Raw genomic sequence first — 18,906 nt, forward strand, 5'->3', positions numbered from 1 at the left:
TCGACCCAAGAAGGCAATCGACGGCATGACGCCATCCGCGTATGCCCAACAGCTGGCCAATACCGATATCATCAACCCCGGACTCTAAACCCGGCCGCTACTCAGGACGGGGGGACGTCGGATGCACCGGTCCGATGTGTTGACGATGCCGGTGCTCATCGCGCATCGCATCGCGTAGAGACGCCCGTACGACGCCTGCCTGCCGTCACCGATCACCGTTGGCGCGATATGTGTGTTGCCAGCATCAGGCACGGTCCGCACTATGCGTGCAAAGGACACGCGAGCGCATGCTGCCACCACCACAACACCCCAGCCGTCGCATGTCGCTGACAGCCTTGATTCCGCGGGTTCTGTTGCTGCTTTGCCTGGTCCTCGTGTCAGGCTGGCCGAGCCTTGCGCTGGGCGGCGTGCCGGTATTGCCGCAGCCGCGGCAGCTGACCGTGGCCGACGGACTGCCATCCAACGTGGTGTATGGCTTCGATGAGGACGCCAATGGGTATTTGTGGCTGGCCAGCAGCGATGGGCTAGCGCGCTACGACGGGCGGAACTTCCGTATCTGGCGCATCGAAGACGGCTTGCGCGACAACCAGATCTGGGCGGTTCACGTCGACAAGCGCAACCGGGTCTGGATCGGGACCGGCATGGCAGGCCCTGCGATGCTGGACCCCGAACGGCATCAGTTCGCCTTCTACGATGGTGCGCGCTATCCGGAACTTCGCGGCGCTGCGATCTGGAACATCAAGTCCACCGATGACGGCAGCATATGGTTCGGCACTGAAATGAGTGGGCTATACCGCCTGCGGCCGGATGGTTCGCTGGACCATTTCGTACATCGGGCCGACGACCCGCGCAGCTTGCCCGACAATGCGATCTATCGGATCGATGTCGACACCCGCGGCACACTTTGGATCGGTACTGCAGATGGTGCTGCGCATTGGACGGGCAAGGACTTCGAGCGACAGGCGTTCCCGGATGGCACCGCACAGATCATCACCCGGCTAACTGCCGATGCCGATGGCAGCATCTGGATTGGAACCAGCGACGACAAGCTGTTTCGACGCGATCCAAGTGGTCATCTCAGCCCGCACCGTTGGCAGGCACCTGCAGAATATCCGGTGTTGGGTGTTTTGCTGCGCGACCAGGACGGGAGCTATTGGCTGGATACCCTGGCCGGCCTAGGCCATACGACTGGTGCCGAGGTGCGCAACGTACCCCTGTACAGTCTGTCTGCGCACGGGCGGATCCGTCCCAACTGGGAATCGGCATATCAGGATCGCGAGGGCGGTGTATGGTTTGCCAGCCCCAACGGCGGGCTCTGGCATCTTCCCTCGAACTGGCGTCGTTTCGGGGTAGTTTTCAACTACATGGACGACGGTGGCCAAGGTGGCAACCTGGCGATCCAGGGCACCGCAAAATCGCACGATGGCCGGATGTGGTTGGTGGGCACCTCCGGCGTGCTCGAACGCGTAGATCCTGCGACCGGCAAAATGGAACGTGTATTGCCCACCTTGGGGTCCGCCAGCTGGTCCAATAGCGTGCTGGAGGATCGCAAGGGGAACGTCTGGGTCGGGCAGTTTGTCGAACTGGTGCGCTTTGATTCTGCCACTGGCCAGGTGCAGCACTGGAAGGCTGCCGCAAGCGGCTCAGGCGCCGCCGCACAGGACGCGACATTGGACGCTTCCTTGGAATTGCTGCAGCAGACCGCCGATGGTCACATCTGGGTCCATGCCACGCTGGGGCTACAAGAGCGAGACGAACAGGGTCGCGTATTGCGCACCATGCTGCGCGGAACCCACGGTCTTGCAGCAGATCTGGTGGTGTACGACCTGCAGGCTGGGCCGGACGGAGCGCTATGGCTGGCCGGTAATCGTGGTCTGCAGCGCTGGAACGCGTCGGTTGCGCGCTTTGAGCGCATCGCCGGCGCGCCCGACGATTCGTTGCGCGCTCTTTGGTGCAATCGTCAAAGGGCATGATCGTCGGCGCGACGCCGGATGGCCTGGTGATTTTCGATCCTGCCGAACTCAAGCCGAATGATCATCGGGTGCCGTTGGTGATCGAACGCGTGGGTCTACGTCGCGGCGAGAGCGGGCTGGATCTGAGTCATGTCACTCCTTTGGTCATCCAGGACGGCGACCGCGACTTGCATATCGTCGCGCGCCTGCTCAGCTTCGCCGACTCCGAATCCAACAGCTACCGCTTCCGTCTGAGCGGCTACGACCCGGATTGGATCGATGTCGGGCCCAGTGGCGAGCGTCTGTTTTCGCATCTGCCTTCGGGCCGTTACACGCTAGAAGTGCAGGGGCGTACTGCAGACGGTATCTGGTCGGCGAGCCAAACATTACGTTTTCAAGTGTTGCCGCCATGGTGGCTGTCGTCTTGGGGTTTAAGCCTGCTTGCGTTGCTGACTTTATGCGTGATTGCTGCGGCCATCTTGTTGTACCGCCGTCGGTTGCGTCGCTTGAATGCCTGGCAGCTGGCCGTGCATAAGCAGGAGTTGGCCGAGCAGGCGTCTTTGGCCAAGACACGTTTTCTCGCAACGCTGGGTCATGAAGTGCGTACGCCGATGACGGGCGTCTTGGGCATGAGTGATCTGCTGCTCAAGACCTCGTTGGATACCAAGCAGCGCAGCTACACCGAGTCGATCCGCCGCGCGGGCGCGCATTTGTTGCGGTTGGTCAACGATGCGCTGGATCTTGCGCGCATCGAATCCGGACGGCTGGAGCTGGATCTGGAGCCGTTTTCGTTGCGTCAGCTCGTGGCTGAGGTCGAGGCGTTGATGGCGCCGCTCGCGCAGGAACGTGGCCTGTGCTTCAGCCTGGAAATCGGGCTGCTCGGCGACATCACCGCCAGTGGCGATTGCACCCGCATCCGGCAGATATTGCTCAATCTGCTCAATAACGCGATCAAATTCACCGAGCGTGGCGTGGTCTGTTTGAAGTTGACCACGTTTGGTTCCTATCAAGGCCTGCGTTTTGAAGTGGCCGACTCGGGGCCCGGCATCAACGCCGAGCAGAAAGCGCGCCTGTTCCAACGCTTCGAGCAGGGCGATGGTGCCCGAACCACTTCGCGCTACGGCGGTAGTGGTCTGGGCTTGGCGATCTGCCAGGAGCTGGTGATCGCCATGGGCGGGCAGATCGAGGTGATCAGCCGGCTTGGTGCGGGGACGCGCTTTGTGGTGGATTTGCCGCTGCGCTGGGTGGCTTCCAACGCCGCACTCGGTGGCGAATCCCCACATGCCGATACGGCGGTCGAACCGCAGCGCATCCTGCTGGTGGAAGACGACCCGACCATCGCCGAGTTCATCGTCGGCCTGCTGCAAGCACAGGGGCATTCGGTCGTGCATGCCCCGCATGGCTTGGCAGCGTTGACCGAAGCGGCCGACAACACGTTCGACCTGGCATTGCTGGATCTGGATCTGCCCGGGCTGGATGGCTTTGCGCTGGCACGGCAACTGCGCGTCTTCGGCTACGACATGCCGTTGATTGCGGTGACCGCGCGCTCGAATGAGGTTGCCGAACCAAGCGCGCAGGAAGCGGGCTTCGACCGTTTCCTGCGCAAGCCGCTCACTGGCGACATGCTGGCCAATACCATTGCCGAAGCGTTACGCAGCAAGCGCTAGCAAGCCGTGCGGATGCTCTGTCACCGGAGCAAGCGTGCAGGTGTCATGCGGCGCGTTCGCTCCCTGGTAGCCTGCTCGAAACTGCGATGCAGGTCGCGATGGTCTCGCCAGGCGAAAAGGGCGCTGCAGGTGGCCTGCCAACCGGGGCGCGACGAGCGGTTGCGTCGCCATCAGGCTTCGGCGGAATGCGTTGTTGGGTCCGCTGTTCGCATACGCAGCGTGCAGTGGACTTGCCAATGCCCCCGTCGCGCGTGCCTTTTGCAGCCTGAGCGCATGCGCATAACGCGAAGAGCGCGCTTGCCCGCACCGCGCGTGGCCCGCACTATGCGCCGACTTGTCGTGAAGTTGATCCGGTGCGCCTTCTAACCCGCTTGCCCCATCGGCTGCTCGCTGTGCTCTGGGTGTGCCTGTGTCTGGCAGTGCTTCCGGTGCAGGCGCGTACGCCCGCAACACCGGTGCCCATCCAGCTGACGATCGCCGACGGGCTGCCGTCGGACACGATCAATCAGTTGGCCGAGGACAAACAGGGGTATCTGTGGCTTGCCAGCGATGACGGCCTGGCCAGATTCGATGGCCGCAACTACCGGATCTGGCGGATGGAAGATGGCCTGACCAGCAACGTGGTCTGGACCATCTGTGTCGATGCCAACGATCGGGTGTGGATGGGCTTTGAGGACGGCGGCGTCGGCTATCTGGAAGCGAACACGCGCACGTTCAAGCGGCTGGAAGATCCGCAGTTCCCGGAATTGCGCGACGCCACCTTGTGGTCATTGGCGCAAACGCCGGACGGCGACATCTGGATCGGCACTGCCAAGCAAGGCCTGTATCGTTACCGGCCCGACGGACGCATGCAGCACTTTTCTGCCAAGGCGGGCGATGCCGACAGCTTGCTGTCCGACAATGTCGTTGGCCTGGAAGTTGCGCCCGATGGCGGCCTGTGGATCGGCACCTGGGGCGGGCTTGTGCACTGGGATGGTCGGCGTCTGGAGCGCGTGCCGCTTCCGGGCCCGTCCCAGTCGGTCAACAGAATGTACAAGGAGTCCGACGGCAAGGCGCTCTGGATTGCCGATTTTGGCGGCAACCCCGTCCGGTTCAACACCGTCGGGCGGCCCACGGCCCACCCCTGGCAAAGCGGTACAGCCACCTCGCAGGTCAGCGGTGTGCTGCTGCGTGACCGGCTCGGGCGCTACTGGCTAGATACCGCCACCGGGCTGGGTATGAGTACCAGCGATGGTGGCGTCGAACGCGTGCCGGTCTACAGTTTTTCAGCGCACGGTCTGGTCAACCGGAACTGGATCACTGCCTACCAGGACCGCGAAGGAGGTCTGTGGTTTGCCAGCCTGGAGGGCGGGCTGTGGCACCTGCCTCCGCGCTGGGACACGTTCGCGCTGTTTTCGCATGGCGCAGATGACCCGAAATCGCTCGCCAACCCCTCGGTCGTTGCGACAGCGCCTTCGATCACGGGCGGCATCTGGCTGGTCGGTACGCGTGGAACCCTTGAGCATTTCGATCCAGTCACCGGCCGGGTGGAGCCACGACTGGCCCCGGTCGATCCAGAACGCGTTCCCGATACCGTCATCGAAAGCAGGCAGGGAATGGTCTGGATTGGCGTGCAGGAAAGGCTGGTGCGCTACAACCCGCAGACAGGCGAGGCCAGGCGTTGGCCACTGCTCGGGCATCACGATTCCGCAACCGATCTCGAAGATGTCGGCAGGCCTGGCAGGATGGCCGAAGATGCACAGGGTCGCATCTGGGTGGCGCTGCTGACGCACGGGGTGCAGCTGTGGAGCAGCGAGGGCCAGCTGCTCAGGACGCTCGACTATGGGAGCCACGGGCTGAAGGCGCTGACTGTTCTGGACATGCGGATCGGGCCGGATGGGCATATCTGGCTGAGCAACAATGCCGGGCTGTGGCGATGGGATCCGCATGCCGACCAGTTCGTTGCGGTCCGCGGTGCGCCGTCCCTGCCGACCTATGTGTTTCGCAAGGGAGATGGCGGCATCGTCTGGATCGGATTGGCCGGACAATTGCGGCGCTATCTCTGGGACGGCAAGCAACTCACGCACCTGGATACGGTGGGAAAGGACCAGGAATTTCCGATGGTCTCGCCCACCGGCCTGGTGATCGATGCCGGTGGCGTGGCCTGGGTCTCCAGTCATCGTGGGCTGATTCGGGTCGACCCCGGCAGCAAGCTGGTGCGTGTGTACGACGTGCACGACGGACTTCCCAGTTCGCCCATGCAGGTGGCCACGCTGGTGCAGGCAAGCACGGGGCAGATCCTGGGCGGCACATCCGACGGGATCGTGGTGTTCGATCCGGCCACGATGCGTCCGAATCTGCGCCGACCGCAGCTGTTGATCGAACGTGTCAGCCTGCGACGCGGCGAGCGCGAACTGGATGTCACCGGCAAGGCGCCGCTGCAGGTGCAGGACGGCGATCGCGACCTGCATATCGTGGCGCGGATGTCCACGTTTACCAATCCCGAATCCACCAGTTACCGCTTCCGTCTCAGTGGCTACGATCCGGACTGGATCGACGTGGGCTCCACCGGCGAACGGCTATTTTCGCGCCTGCCCTCCGGGCATTACACGCTGGAAGTGCAGGGGCGTACTGCAGATGGCATCTGGTCGGCCAGCCAGGTCGTGCGTTTCCAGGTATTGCCGCCGTGGTGGCTGTCGCCATGGGGCCTGAGCCTGTTGGCGGTGCTGAGCGTGTGCGTGATCGCCGCGGTCATCTTGTTGTACCGACGTCGGCTGCGGCGTTTGAATGCCTGGCAGCTGGCCGTGCATAAGCAGGAGTTGGCCGAGCAGGCGTCTTTGGCCAAGACGCGTTTTCTCGCAACGCTGGGTCATGAAGTGCGTACGCCGATGACGGGTGTGTTGGGTATGAGCGAATTGCTGCTCAAGACCACGCAGGACGCCACGCAGCGCAGCTACACCGAGTCGATCCGTCGTGCGGGTGCGCATTTGTTGCGGCTGGTCAACGATGCGCTGGATCTGGCGCGCATCGAATCCGGACGGCTGGAGCTGGATCTGGAGCCGTTTTCGGTGCGTCAGCTCGTGGCCGAAGTCGAAGCGCTGATGGCGCCATTGGCGCAGGAGCGCGGGCTGCGTTTCAGCCTGGAAATCGGGCTGCTCGGCGACATCACCGCCAGCGGCGATTCCACCCGCATCCGGCAGATCCTGCTCAATTTGCTCAATAACGCGATCAAATTCACCGAGCGCGGCGTGGTCGCGCTGAAGCTCACCACGCTCGGTTCCTATCAGGGCCTGCGCTTCGAAGTGGCCGACACAGGCCCGGGCATCAATGCCGAACAGAAGGCGCGATTGTTCCAGCGCTTCGAGCAGGGCGATGGTGCCAAGACCGCCTCACGCTATGGCGGCAGTGGTCTGGGCCTGGCGATCTGTCAGGAGCTGGCAATGGCGATGGGCGGGCATATCGAGGTGATCAGCCGGCTCGGCGCCGGGACGCGCTTTGTGGTGGATCTGCCGCTGCGCTGGGTGGCGTCGAATGCGACGCTGGACGGCGAGGTCGCGCATGCGGCCAGCCCTGTCGAACCCCAGCGCATCCTGCTGGTGGAAGACGACCCGACCATCGCCGAGGTCATCATCGGCCTGCTGCGCGCGCATGGGCATTCGGTGGTGCATGCGCCGCACGGTCTGGCGGCGTTGACCGAAGCGGCCGACAACACGTTCGATCTGGCATTGCTGGATCTGGACCTGCCCGGGCTGGATGGCTTTGCGTTGGCGCGGCAGCTACGCGTCTTCGGCTACGAGATGCCGTTGATCGCGGTGACCGCACGCTCCGATGAAGCAGCCGAACCGAATGCACAGGAAGCGGGCTTCGACCGTTTCCTGCGCAAGCCGCTCACCGGCGAGATGTTGGCCACTACCATTGCCGAGGCGTTGCGGCATGCCCGCGCGCGTGACGGGGCATAGCCGCGGCGCGAGTGAGAGTGCGCTACCGCAGCACCTACTCGGCGACCGCTTCTACCTCCTTGGGGTGCGGCCGCGTTTCGGCCAACTGCCAGAAGATCAACGTCGACGACAAGGTGATGCCGCCCACACACAGGAAGGTGGCATGCAAGGCGGCGGTAGCGCCATGCGTATCGCCCAGATGCGTATTGAAGGCCGCCAACAGACTGCCCGCTGCCGCAGCACCAAAGCCGGTGGCCAGCATCATCACCATCGACAGCAGACTGTTGCCGGGGCTGGCCTGGTCGCGGTCCAGGTCGCGCAGGGTCACGGTGTTCATGACCGTAAATTGCAGTGAATTCACCGCGCCAAAGCAGGCCAGTTGCACCAGGCGCAGCCACAGCGGCTGGCCGATATCGATCAGCGCAAAGCTGGCCATGGCCATGCCCACCAACACGGTGTTGAGCATCAGCACGCGCCGATAGCCGTAGCGTCCTACCAGCTTGACCGCCGTGCGTTTGGCGGCCATGCCGGCCAGCGCCACCGGCACCATCATCAGCCCGGCATTCATCGGGCTCATGTCCAGGCCCACCTGCAACAGCAACGGGATCAAAAACGGCATCGAGCCGCTGCCCACGCGTGCGAACAAGTTGCCCAGAATACCGATGCGGTAGCTCGCCACCTTGAACAGCGCCAGCGGAAACAGTGCGTTGGGGGTGTTGCCCGCATGCAGCCAGTAGCCGGCCAGTGCGGCCAGTCCACCGATGGCCAGCAACATCACAAACGCATGGCGCAGGCCGAGTTCCGAGATGCCATCCAGGGCCAGCGACAAGGCCACCATGCCGAACGCCAGCATCAGGTAGCCGAACCAGGTCGAAGCGATTGCGCGCATCGCCATAGTGGTCGGGCATGATCTTCAGCGCAGCGATAAACCCGATGGTCCCGATCGGCAGGTTGATCAGGAACACCCCGTGCCACGAGGCGACTTCGATCAGCCAGCCGCCCAGGGTCGGGCCGATCAGCGGGCCGATCAGGGCGGGGATCGCGATAAAGCTCATCGCGCGCAGGAAGTCTGCGCGTGCGACCGTCTTGAGCACCGCCAGACGCCCGACCGGCAGCAGCATCGCGCCGCCGATGCCTTGCACCACGCGTGCGGTCACCAACTGCGGCAGGTGCTGTGCTGCCGCGCACAGCAGCGAGCCCAAGGTGAACATGATGATCGCGGCGAGGAAGGTGCGCCGCGTACCGAAGCGGTCCGCGATCCAGCCCGAGGCGGGGATGAACATCGCCACCGCCAGCGCGTAACTGAAGACCACCGACTGCATCTGCAGCGGGCTTTCGCGCAGGCTGCGCGCCATCGACGGCAAGGCCGTATTGACGATGGTCGCATCCAGCATCTGCATGAAGATGGCCAGCGACACCAGCCACAGCAGCGGCTTGATGGAGGCGTAAGTGCGCAAGGTGGGAACGGGCTGAGACATGGTGGCTTGGCCGGGGTAACGCTGCATTATCGTCTCCCTGCTGTGCACGGCGCGGAACGCTGTGTGCGACTCCCGGGAATGCCTACGTTGCCAGCCTGCGCCGCGTCCAGGCGCAAGGCCCCCACTGCACGCTCAGGCAGATCGCGTCATCGCATTGGCGGCTTGGGTGCAGGTGTGAATCGCGCGACGCGTCTCATGACACAACGCGTCCGGCACCGATATACCTGGCGGCGGAGTGAACACGCAGAGCCAGTGGGTCGATTCAGTTGCGAAATAGGTCACTCAGCAGTGCCAAGATCACGCGGGCATTGGCATTGGCATTGGCATTGGCATTGGCATTGGCATTGGCATTGGCATTGGCACTGGCCGGGTCCGTGCAACCCGGCCCGCTCGGCGCGGCGGCTTAACGCTTGCTCAAGCTCTGCACCGCGTCCACCAGCACGCTCACATGCTCGGGATTCATATCCGGCGACATGCCGTGGCCGAGGTTGAAGACGTGGCCTTCGCGCGAGCCGCCGTTGCCTTGGGCGTAGCTGTCCAGGGTCTTGGCGACTTCGCTGCGGATCGCTTCGGGCGAGCCGTACAGCGTGGCCGGGTCGAGATTGCCCTGCAGGGCGACGCGGCCGCCGGCGCGCTGGGCGGCGTCAGCCAGCGAGATGGTCCAGTCCACGCCCACCGCTTCGGCGCCGCTGGCGGCCAGATCGGCCACGTAGGCGCCGTTGCCCTTGCCGAACAACACCAGCGGGGTGCGTTCGGCCCCATCGCCGCGCTCCAGTTCACGCGCAATGCGGGTGAGGTAGGGCAGCGAGAATTCGCGGTACATCGCCGGCGAGAGCACGCCGCCCCAGGTGTCGAACACCTGCAGCGCCTGCGCGCCGGCAGCGCGCTGGGCGGCCAGGTAGGCGATCACCGCGTCGGTGACGGTGCCGAGCAGGTGATGCAGCAGCTCAGGCGCGTTGAAGGCCATCGCCTTGATGCGCGCGTATTCCTTGCTGCCGCCGCCTTCGATCATGTAGCAGGCCAGCGTCCACGGGCTGCCGGAGAAGCCGATCAAGGGCACGGAACCATCCAGCTCGCGGCGGATCACCCGCACCGCATCCATCACGTAGCGCAGCTCGGTTTCCATGTCCGGCACGCCCAGACGGTGAATTGCCGCGGCATCGCGCACCGGGTGGCGGAACTTGGGGCCTTCGCCTTCGACGAAATACAGCTCCAGGCCCATCGCATCGGGAATGGTCAGGATGTCGGAGAACAGGATGGCCGCATCCAGCGGAAACCGCTGCAGCGGCTGCAGGGTCACTTCGCAGGCGATGTCCGGATTCTTCGCCATGCCCAAAAAGCTGCCGGCGCGCGCGCGGGTGGCGCGGTACTCCGGCAAGTAGCGGCCGGCCTGGCGCATCAACCACACAGGGGTGCGGTCCACGGGCTGACGGTTGAGAGCGCGCAGCAGGCGATCGTTCTTGAGCATGGGAAAGTGTGTCCTCAGCGCGGCGCGTCGTCGGCGCCGCCGGTGATGAGTTGGAAACCGCGTTTGAGTTGGGTGTCGCGCGCCTTGTCGAAGGCGCGGTCCGCTTCATCCTGTTGCAGGTACTGGTCGCGTCGCAGTTGCGTGCGTCCGCCGATCTCGCCGGTTTCGCGCAGCAGTTCCCAGCCACCACAGATCCGGTTGCAGGGTCAGCTGGACGTAGCGGAGCGGCGCGTTACCGCCGGGATCGTGTTGTAGAAGGATGCGCATGCGGCCGATTGTAGCCGGGCGCTGCTGAAGCCTGGAGGGGCGGTGAATCGGCATCGGAATTGGGACGCGAGATGGGGTGATGCGGTATGCCGTAGTCGACGGCGCCCGGCATCTCAGCTCGCCTGGATCTTCAGCCCGCCAGGATCTCCAGCACCGCGGCCTCTTCCACATCCGGCACGACCTCGGCCTTGCCGATACCGCGCCACAACACCAGGCGCAGGCGGCCGGCGATGCTTTTCTTGTCCAGGCGCATGCGCGCGAGCAGGGCCTGAGGGGCCAGGCCAGGCGGGATCTCGGTGGGCAGGCCGAAGTCGTGCAGCAGCGCGCGCAAGGCCTCGGTGTCCTGTGCATCGCTCATTCCCAGCGCGGCCGACAGGCGCGCCGCCAGCACCATGCCCACCGCGACGGCCTCGCCATGGTTGAGGTTGTCGTTGCCGGGCGCGCCGTAGCCTTGCTCGGTTTCGATGGCGTGACCGAAGGTGTGGCCCAGGTTGAGCAGCGCGCGCTCGCTTTTTTCCAGCGGGTCGCGCGCCACGATCTCGGCCTTGTGCTCGCAGCTGCGGGCAATGGCCTGTGCCAATGCCGCCGGGTCGCTGTCCAGCAGCGCGTGGCGCTCGGCGTGCAGCCACTGGAAGAACAGCGGGTCGCGGATGGCGCCGTACTTGATCACCTCGGCCAGGCCGGCGCGCAGTTCGCGTGCGGGCAGGGTGCGCAAGGTGTCGAGGTCGGCGATCACCGCGCGCGGCGGATGGAAGGCGCCGACCAGGTTCTTGCCCTGCGGGATGTCCACCGCGGTCTTGCCGCCGACCGACGAATCCACCATCGCCAGCAGGCTGGTAGGAAGCTGCACACAGTCCACGCCGCGCATCCAGCACGCTGCCGCAAAGCCTGCCAGGTCGCCGACCACGCCGCCGCCCAGCGCGAACACGCAGGCATCGCGGGTGGCACCGAGTTCGGCCAGTGCAGTGATCGCAGAACCAAAGGTCTCCAGGGTTTTGGAGGCTTCGCCGGCGGCAATGACCAACTCGCCGACCTGCAGGTCCGGCCGCGCGTTCAACAAGGCGGCGCGTACGCCGGCCGCGTAATGCGGAGCTACCTGCGAGTCGCTGGTCAGCAGCGCGTGGCGGCCGCGCACATGGCTGGCCAGGCGGTTGCCGTCGGCCAGCAGGCCCGGGGCGATGGTGATGGTGTAAGGCTGCGCGCCGTCGACATCGACGCTGCGCGAGGAACGGGGAAGTGTCATGCGGGAGTACTCGACATGCGCCATTGCGCGGCCAGGCGCAATACCAGCTGCGCGGTGGCCTCGGCGGAGGAAAGATGATCGGTTTCCAGGCTGAGATCGGCGACCTGGCGGTAGAGCGGCGTGCGGTGCGCTGCCATCGCATGCAGCACCTGCTCGCGGTCGGCGCGTTGCAGCAGCGGGCGATTGCGGTCGCGCCCCAGCCGCGTCAGTTGCGCCGGCACGCTGACATGCAGATACACCACGAACCCACGCGCGCAGATGCGCTCGCGGTTGCGCGGATCCAGCACGGCGCCGCCGCCGGTGGAAATCAGTTTGTTGTCCTGTTCCAGCAGCGCCTGCAAGGTTTCCGCCTCGTACTGCCGAAACCTGGCTTCGCCATGCTGCTCGAAGATGGCCGGGATGCTGCTGCCCACCTGTTCGACGATGGCCTGGTCCACATCGACGAACTCCAGCCCGAAGCGCTCGGCCAGGCGTCGGCCGATGCAGCTTTTTCCGGCGCCCATCGGGCCGACCATCACGAGATTGGGTGCGGGGTTCATGCGCAGGGATCGTAGCATTCACGCCATCGGGCCGGGCCGATGGCACGGCGCAATTGCTGTCTGCAACCACACCAACCCCGCGTCGGTCCGGCGATTGGATCGCTTTGCATAGGCGAAGCGCGGGCGATTCGCCCACAATAGGCGTCCATCTGGTTGCCACGCACTGTCATGACCGATCTGTACGCAGAAGCTCTTGCCACCTTCACCGCGCTGTATGCCGAGGCGCAGAACAGCGCCGAACTCGAAGCCAGCGCGATGACCGTGGCCACCGCCAACGTGGATGGCCGGCCGAGCGCGCGCACCGTGTTGCTCAAGGCCTTCGATGCGCGCGGGTTCGTGTTCTACACCCATCTGGACAGCGCAAAGGGCCGCGACCTTCAGACCCACCCGCAGGCGGCGTTGCTGTTCCTGTGGCGCAGCCTGCGCGAGGCCGGCATCCAGGTGCGCATCGAAGGCGGCGTGCAGCTGGTGAGCGCGGACGAATCCGATGCCTACTTCGCCTCGCGCCCGCGCATGAGCCAGATCGGCGCATGGGCCTCGCGGCAGTCGCAGACGCTGGGTTCGCGCGAAGAGTTCGATGCGGCCATTGCCAAGGTCGAAGCGACGTTCGAAGGGCGCCAGGTGCCGCGCCCGGATGGTTGGGGTGGATTCCGGGTGGTGCCGCAGGCGTTCGAGTTCTGGTACGGCGCCAAGTTCCGCCTGCACGAGCGCTGGCGCTACGAGGCCGACGCGGCCAGCCATTGGAGCAAGCGGATGCTGTATCCGTGAGGCAGCCGCCCGGCATGGGGCGACATGCCAGCTGAACGGGCGGTTTGCGCGCCTGCCTTGCCCATGACCAGCTGACTTTCGGCCCTTTCTGCCGGTCACGGGCAGTCTGTAGTATGTCCGGTCGATGCAGGACATTCGCTGCACCACCATCACGGCATGACCAAAGGACAGGACATCGTATGACGCAGTACACCACCGCCGAATTGCACGGCCTGCTGGTCGAGCGCTACCGTGGCCAGCCAATCCATGTCGAACTGATCGACGGCCTGGAGCCGGCCATCAATCTCACCCTGGCCGACCACGGCGACATGCAGATCCAGGTTGCCGCTTCCGGCTCGCAGGTTTTCGTGTCCACGCTGCTGGCCCATGCCGAGCACGTCAACGACCGCGCTGCCTTCAACGACGCCTGCCTGCGCCTAAATCCGCTCAACCCCTTGTCCAACCTGGGCTTGGTCCAGGTCGACGGCAAGGACCGTTACGTGGTGTTTGGCGAACTGTCGGCCTCCTCGACGCTCGACCAGATCGACGAAGAAATCCAGACCCTGGCGGCCAATACGTTGGATGCCGCCGAATCTCTCAAGCCGTTCTTTTCCTAAAGGCGTGTTGTCATGAGTATCTTTTCCAAGCTGATCACGCTGCTGCGTGGTACCGCACACGAAACCGGCCAGAAGGCCGTCGACGCCAATGCGCTGCGCATCCTGGACCAGGAAATGCGCGATGCCGACGCCCAGCTCACGCGTTCGCGCGAAGAGCTCACCAAGTTGATGGCGCAGAGCAAGCTGGCCCAGCAGAAGATCGACGCGCGCGCCGGCAAGATGGCCGAATACACGCGCTACATCGAAGGCGCGCTGGCCAAGAACGATGAGGCGCTGGCGCACGACGTGGCGGTCAAGCTGGCCGCGCTGGAAAGCGAGGATGCCGGCGACAAGGCCTCCAAGGCTGCGCTGGACCAGTCGGTGGTGACGCTCAAGGCCACCATCCAGAAGACCGAAAACCAGCTGCGTGGCATGCGCCAGCAGATCGATACGGTCAAGGCCACCGATGCGGTGCAGAAGGCGCAGGCCGCCATCGCCGCGCGCCATTCCGGTGCCAGCAGCAAGATGGGCTCGGCGCTGGAATCGCTAGAGCGCATCAAGGCGCGTCAGGCCGAAACCTCGGCGCGCATCGAATCGGCCGAAGAACTCGAAGCGTCCACCGGCGATGGCGATCTCAATCGACGCCTGGCTGCCGCCGGCCTGATGGAAGGCGAGTCCAACGCCGCGGCGGTGCTGGCGCGCTTCAAGAAGCCGGCTGCGCAGCTGGGTCACGAGAATGCCGGCGGCAGCGCGCCGCTGATTGGCCAGGTGCGCGACGTGCAGCAGGTTCCGCGCAGCGACAGCTGATCCATCGCACGGCACAGGATGCGCCATGATCGTCGTCGGACGGCCGTTGCGAGTGTTGCGGCGCCAGGTGCGCCGCGTCAGCTGGGGCACGGTGGCGCTGGCACTGCTGGCGCACATGGGGCTGAGCTGGTTGCTGTTGCGGTGGGCCGGCGAGCAGAAGCTCGTCGGCCTGGACGCGTTTGCGTACTACTACATGACCACGGCCACCACCATCGGCTACGGCGACCTGTCGCCGGGCTCGGTGGCCGGGCGCTATATCGCCGCGTTGGTGGTGATGCCGGGCGCGGTGGCGTTGTTTGCCACGGTGCTGGCCAAGACCAGCGGCGTGCTCATCACCTTCTGGAGGCACCACCACATGGGCAAGATGGCCTATGCAGACCTGCGCGGGCACACCATTCTGATCGGCTGGCAGGGCGCGGCCTCCACGCGCCTGCTGGAATTGCTGCTGTCCGACACCGCCACCGATGACGAAGGCGTGGTGCTGGTCGCCGAGGGCGTGGCGGAAAATCCGATGCCCGACCACATGCGCTTCATCGCCGCCGAGTCGTACACGCATACCGAGGTGTACCTGCGTGCCGGCATTGCCGGCGCGGCGCGGGTGATCGTCAACCCGCCCTCCGACGACCAGACCCTGGCGGCGGTATTTGCGTTGATGGCGCATGCGCCAGCCGCGCATATCGTGGCGCATTTCGATTCGGCCAGCGCGGCGCGATTGGTCAACTGCCATTACCCAGCCATCGAGTGCACGCGTCCGATGACCGCCGAGATCCTGGCACGTGCGGCGCAGGATCCGGGCAGCGCGGCGATCACCGCCGAGCTGCTGTCGGTAGACGATGTCCCCACCCAGTTCAGTCTTGCAGTGCCTGCGAATGTGCAACCGCTGGATTACAGCCGGCTTGCGGCCGATTTCGGCCAGCGCGGCGCATTGCTGCTGGGCCTGCGCGCGCCCGATGGCGCGTTGCGCTTGAACCCGCCAGCACGCATCGCTGTCGCCGCCGGTGCCATGCTGTATTACTTGGCCGAGCAGCCCGTGGCGGCGCACGCCATCGTCTGGCAGGCCATGCGCAGCGAGGCAGCTCCCATTTCCCCATCGCCACAAGGTGCATGACGATGAGTTTTTTCAGCAAGTTGTTCGGTCAACCACAACCGCCGCCGCTGCCCACCTCCGGGAGTGGCGCGATCGGTCACGCGCTGCCGCTGGGGCTGCGTGTCGGTGGCCAGGTGGAGATCGACACCACCCTGTACCGCATGGCGCCGGAGGCCATGACCGCCGAGTTGCCGGGCGGGCATCAGGGCATTCCCTGCTACGGTCACGTCAATCTGGGCGATGGTTATGCGCTGCACCGGTTCTATCTGGACGACGATGCGTTCTTGCAGGTCACCACCGTGGGGGGCGATCTGGAAGCGATGAAGGCCTTTGTGTATTGCGAGACGGTGAACCCGCCCAGCAAGCAGGCGTTTCAGGAGTTCGTGATGCAGCATCCGCACCTGGGTGCGGCGCAGATCGAGTACGCCGGCAAGCAATGGCAGCGCGCAACGCAATCCACCGATGACGCGTCGCGGATTCCGCCGATCGCCTACGACGAAGTGTTGTACCGCTACCAGCCGCCGCGCCGCGATGGCGATCTGACCCATTACGCCATGCTCTACAGCCGCGATGTGCCGGAGCTGCAGCGCGAAGAATTCTTGCTGGTGACCGGCGAAGATTCCGGTCCCAACGAATTCTGCGTCACCTATGCGGTCGGTATCGATGTCACCGTCGCCGATCTGGATATCACCTGAGCGCGCACGCGCGTCTTCCACCCACCTTGGTCCTGTCATGAATCCGATCAATCTGCAGAGTTTTCTCGCGTTTCTTTCCTATTTCGGTACAGGCCTGGGTGTGTTGATCGTCTCGGTGGTGCTGGTGACCCTGGTCACCCCGCACAAGGATTTCACCTTGCTGCGGCAGGGCAATGTGGCAGCGGCCACCGCGCTGGCCGGCAATCTGATCGGCGTGGCGCTGCCGCTGCATTCGGCCATCACCCATTCGGTGAGCCTGATCGACGCCCTGATCTGGGGCCTGGTGGCCTGCGGCATCCAGGTGGTCGCCTACCTGCTGGCCAATCTGGTGGCCGGGCGCATCTCGCGGCAGATCACCGACAACATCACCGCCGCCGGCATCTTTTCGGCCGGCGTGTCGATCGCGGTGGGGCTGATCAATGCCGCCGCGATCACGCCGTAACGGAGCGCAGGCATGAAGCGATCACGCAATCTCAAACTCACCTTGATGGCTGCGCTGCCGGCCGCCTTCGTCACGGGCTGCGGCTCGGAGCCGGAGACCGGTGTGGTGCTGCAGTCGGCTTCGGACTGTTACCAGATCAAGCAGGAACAGTCCGACATCCAGCAATGCTTCAAGGCCTACGACGAGGCGGTGGCCAAGCATCAGCAGGCCGCACCGCGCTTCACCACGCGCTACGAGTGCGATGCGCAGTTCGGCAGCTGCACGGTGATCACCAATCCGCAAGGGCAGCAGAGCTGGATCCCGCCGATGGGCGGTTTTTTGCTGGGCTACGCGCTGGGCAATATGAGCGGCGGCGGTTATCACTATGGCGGCTCGATTCCGCTGTACCGCGATTACCGTAGCGGCGGTTACTACAAGCCCAACGGCGATCTGGCCAGCAACCGCATCGGCACGGTGCGTGGGCGTAGCGGCAGCATCGACATGCCCACGCGTGCCATCACCGTGTCGCGTTCGGGCTTCGGTTCCAGCGCGGCGGCGCGCAGTTCGTTCGGCAGCGGCGGGCGCAGCTCGGGCTTCGGCGGCTGACATGCAACGCATCCCGATCCCCGAACGCGCGGACTGGCGCACGCAGGCCGAATCGCTGGGCTTCCACTTCCACACCATCGACGGCGAACCGTATTGGGACGAAAGCGCCTACTACGCGTTTTCGCTGCGTCAGATCGAAGACGACATCGAAGCGCCGACGCAAGAGTTGCACGACATGGCGATGCAGCTGGTGGACGAGGTGGTGGGCTCGGAAGCGCTGCTGACCCAGCTGGCCATTCCGTCGTTCTACTGGGACTGGATCGCCAACTCCTGGAAAGAGCGCGACCCGCATCTGTATGGGCGCATGGACCTGGCGTATTCGGGCGATGGCCCGGCCAAGTTGTACGAACTCAATTACGACACGCCGACATCGCTCTACGAATCGGCGTACTTCCAGTGGTTGTGGCTGGAACAGCAGATCGCCAGCGGCGCGCTGCCCAAGGGCACCGATCAGTACAACCTGATCCAGGACCTGCTGTGCGAAACCCTGGGCGCGCTGGCCGTGGATGGCGCGATCGGCGCGCAGATGCATTTTGCGGCGGTGCGCGATTCGCTGGAAGATCGCGCCACGGTGCGTTACCTGCGCGACTGTGCGCACCAGGTGGGCATCAGCACCGAGGAAGTAGCCATCGAAGACATCGGCCTGAGTGCCGAAGGCTGGTTCACCGATGAACAGGATCGGGTGATCCACACGCTGTTCAAGCTCTATCCGCTGGAATTCATGATGGAAGAGCGCTTCGGGCCGGCATTGATCGCCGACCGGGTGCGCCTGATCGAGCCGGCATGGAAATCGGTGTTGAGCAACAAGGGCATCCTGCCGCTGCTGTGGGACCGCCATCAGGGTCACCCGAACCTGCTGCACGCCCGCTTTGCGCAAGCCGGTGAGGCGCCAACCGCAGGCTGGGTGCGCAAGCCGCTGCTCTCGCGCGAGGGCGCCAACATCGCGCTGGTCACGGCGCAAGGCGAGGCCGCGCACACCGATGGCCCGTACGTGGATGGCCCCGCAATTCTGCAGGCGCATCATCCGCTTCCGGTGTTCGACGGGCGCTATGCGCTGGTGGGCAGCTGGGTGGTCGCTGATCGTCCCGCTGGGCTGGGGATGCGCGATGACGATGGCCCGATCACCCGCGACACCTCGCGCTTCGTGCCGCACGTCATCGTCGAATGATCTGGTTGTGAGTGCCGACTGTGATCAGGTAATGGAAACACACACAGAACGATCCGAATTAATAGTCAATGATACTGTCATATGCTGGGGTCGTGCTCGGCAGTGATGCACTTCCAAACTTAGAGTGGCTAACAAAACGTAGCGAGCGGTCGTCAGGTGGGCGCGGCCGGCGCACAGGAACCGGAGTGTACGAGGGGTACATGAGGATTCCGAGCACCGGCCGCGCCCGCCTGGCGGCTGCGCAGTAG

The 18,906-nt window shown here is 64.7% G+C and carries 12 protein-coding genes, 1 other RNA gene and 3 pseudogenes; 10 read left to right on the forward strand and 6 right to left on the reverse strand.

All coding sequences use genetic code 11. The annotated features are described in order from the left end of the window. The first annotated feature begins 320 nt into the window (after positions 1 to 320). Together XAXN_RS09190 and XAXN_RS09195 are read left to right on the forward strand one after the other, a co-directional pair. Positions 321 to 3,619, forward strand: a pseudogene (locus tag XAXN_RS09190) (hybrid sensor histidine kinase/response regulator). Between the two features lie 392 nt (positions 3,620 to 4,011). Continuing rightward, complete coding sequence (locus XAXN_RS09195) at positions 4,012 to 7,557, forward strand: hybrid sensor histidine kinase/response regulator (RefSeq protein WP_054319310.1); 3,546 nt, start codon at positions 4,012 to 4,014, stop codon at positions 7,555 to 7,557. Positions 7,558 to 7,591: 34 nt separating this feature from the next. Here the strand turns inward: XAXN_RS09195 and mdtD are convergent. The 5 genes and pseudogenes from mdtD to XAXN_RS09220 form a co-directional block, all read right to left on the reverse strand. Further along, a pseudogene (mdtD, locus tag XAXN_RS09200) lies at positions 7,592 to 9,014 on the reverse strand (multidrug transporter subunit MdtD). 403 nt (positions 9,015 to 9,417) lie between these two features. Next, positions 9,418 to 10,482: a uroporphyrinogen decarboxylase gene (hemE, locus tag XAXN_RS09205; RefSeq protein ID WP_054319311.1), complete on the reverse strand. Its 1,065-nt coding sequence runs from the start codon at positions 10,480 to 10,482 to the stop codon at positions 9,418 to 9,420. 14 nt (positions 10,483 to 10,496) lie between these two features. Further along, positions 10,497 to 10,749: pseudogene (locus tag XAXN_RS09210) on the reverse strand (WGR domain-containing protein). A 130-nt stretch (positions 10,750 to 10,879) separates the two neighbouring features. Further along, positions 10,880 to 11,992, reverse strand: a complete 1,113-nt coding sequence (aroB, locus tag XAXN_RS09215) for a 3-dehydroquinate synthase (protein ID WP_054319312.1) — start codon at positions 11,990 to 11,992, stop codon at positions 10,880 to 10,882. Beyond that, positions 11,989 to 12,531, reverse strand: a complete 543-nt coding sequence (locus XAXN_RS09220; RefSeq protein ID WP_054319313.1) for a shikimate kinase — start codon at positions 12,529 to 12,531, stop codon at positions 11,989 to 11,991. The genes aroB and XAXN_RS09220 overlap by 4 nt, the downstream gene beginning before the upstream one ends. A 168-nt stretch (positions 12,532 to 12,699) precedes the next feature. On the opposite strand from XAXN_RS09220, the gene pdxH reads away from it, so the two are divergent. The 8 genes from pdxH to XAXN_RS09260 all read left to right on the forward strand — a co-directional run bounded on the left by pdxH (position 12,700) and on the right by XAXN_RS09260 (position 18,658). Beyond that, positions 12,700 to 13,299 carry a pyridoxamine 5'-phosphate oxidase gene (gene pdxH / locus XAXN_RS09225; RefSeq protein ID WP_054319314.1) on the forward strand — a complete coding sequence of 200 codons (600 nt, stop codon included), beginning with the start codon at positions 12,700 to 12,702 and terminating at the stop codon, positions 13,297 to 13,299. A 179-nt stretch (positions 13,300 to 13,478) separates the two neighbouring features. Continuing rightward, complete coding sequence (locus XAXN_RS09230; protein ID WP_054319315.1) at positions 13,479 to 13,895, forward strand: YjfI family protein; 417 nt, start codon at positions 13,479 to 13,481, stop codon at positions 13,893 to 13,895. Positions 13,896 to 13,907: 12 nt separating this feature from the next. Next, positions 13,908 to 14,681, forward strand: coding sequence for a PspA/IM30 family protein (locus tag XAXN_RS09235; protein ID WP_054319316.1), 774 nt, complete (start codon positions 13,908 to 13,910; stop codon positions 14,679 to 14,681). Between the two features lie 25 nt (positions 14,682 to 14,706). Beyond that, positions 14,707 to 15,789, forward strand: coding sequence for a potassium channel family protein (locus XAXN_RS09240; protein ID WP_054319317.1), 1,083 nt, complete (start codon positions 14,707 to 14,709; stop codon positions 15,787 to 15,789). Then, a complete protein-coding gene (locus XAXN_RS09245; RefSeq protein ID WP_031423649.1) occupies positions 15,786 to 16,463 on the forward strand; it encodes a YjfK family protein in 678 nt (225 codons plus the stop codon). Before XAXN_RS09240 ends, XAXN_RS09245 begins: the two co-directional genes overlap by 4 nt. Before the next feature lie 37 nt (positions 16,464 to 16,500). Further along, positions 16,501 to 16,905, forward strand: a complete 405-nt coding sequence (locus XAXN_RS09250; protein WP_003489536.1) for a DUF350 domain-containing protein — start codon at positions 16,501 to 16,503, stop codon at positions 16,903 to 16,905. A 12-nt stretch (positions 16,906 to 16,917) separates the two neighbouring features. After that, complete coding sequence (locus tag XAXN_RS09255; RefSeq protein ID WP_054319318.1) at positions 16,918 to 17,490, forward strand: DUF1190 domain-containing protein; 573 nt, start codon at positions 16,918 to 16,920, stop codon at positions 17,488 to 17,490. A gap of 1 nt (position 17,491) precedes the next feature. Further along, positions 17,492 to 18,658, forward strand: a complete 1,167-nt coding sequence (locus XAXN_RS09260) for a glutathionylspermidine synthase family protein (protein ID WP_054319319.1) — start codon at positions 17,492 to 17,494, stop codon at positions 18,656 to 18,658. A gap of 126 nt (positions 18,659 to 18,784) precedes the next feature. On the opposite strand, the gene XAXN_RS21090 is transcribed toward XAXN_RS09260, so the two are convergent. After that, positions 18,785 to 18,860: non-coding RNA, sX9 sRNA (locus tag XAXN_RS21090), on the reverse strand. Positions 18,861 to 18,906: the final 46 nt, after the last annotated feature.

Origin of the sequence: Xanthomonas axonopodis, assembly GCF_001304695.1 — a bacterium.
Lineage (GTDB): Bacteria > Pseudomonadota > Gammaproteobacteria > Xanthomonadales > Xanthomonadaceae > Xanthomonas > Xanthomonas axonopodis.

What these genes read in the sequence shown, in the direction of transcription:
- XAXN_RS09220 (WP_054319313.1), bottom strand. Translation starts at nt 12,531, where the DNA reads ATGAACCCCGCACCCAATCTCGTGATGGTCGGCCCGATGGGCGCCGGA.
- XAXN_RS09255 (WP_054319318.1), top strand. Translation starts at nt 16,918, where the DNA reads ATGAAGCGATCACGCAATCTCAAACTCACCTTGATGGCTGCGCTGCCG.
- XAXN_RS09250 (WP_003489536.1), top strand. Translation starts at nt 16,501, where the DNA reads ATGAATCCGATCAATCTGCAGAGTTTTCTCGCGTTTCTTTCCTATTTC.
- XAXN_RS09245 (WP_031423649.1), top strand. Translation starts at nt 15,786, where the DNA reads ATGACGATGAGTTTTTTCAGCAAGTTGTTCGGTCAACCACAACCGCCG.
- aroB (WP_054319312.1), bottom strand. Translation starts at nt 11,992, where the DNA reads ATGACACTTCCCCGTTCCTCGCGCAGCGTCGATGTCGACGGCGCGCAG.
- XAXN_RS09230 (WP_054319315.1), top strand. Translation starts at nt 13,479, where the DNA reads ATGACGCAGTACACCACCGCCGAATTGCACGGCCTGCTGGTCGAGCGC.
- XAXN_RS09235 (WP_054319316.1), top strand. Translation starts at nt 13,908, where the DNA reads ATGAGTATCTTTTCCAAGCTGATCACGCTGCTGCGTGGTACCGCACAC.
- pdxH (WP_054319314.1), top strand. Translation starts at nt 12,700, where the DNA reads ATGACCGATCTGTACGCAGAAGCTCTTGCCACCTTCACCGCGCTGTAT.
- XAXN_RS09260 (WP_054319319.1), top strand. Translation starts at nt 17,492, where the DNA reads ATGCAACGCATCCCGATCCCCGAACGCGCGGACTGGCGCACGCAGGCC.
- XAXN_RS09240 (WP_054319317.1), top strand. Translation starts at nt 14,707, where the DNA reads ATGATCGTCGTCGGACGGCCGTTGCGAGTGTTGCGGCGCCAGGTGCGC.
- hemE (WP_054319311.1), bottom strand. Translation starts at nt 10,482, where the DNA reads ATGCTCAAGAACGATCGCCTGCTGCGCGCTCTCAACCGTCAGCCCGTG.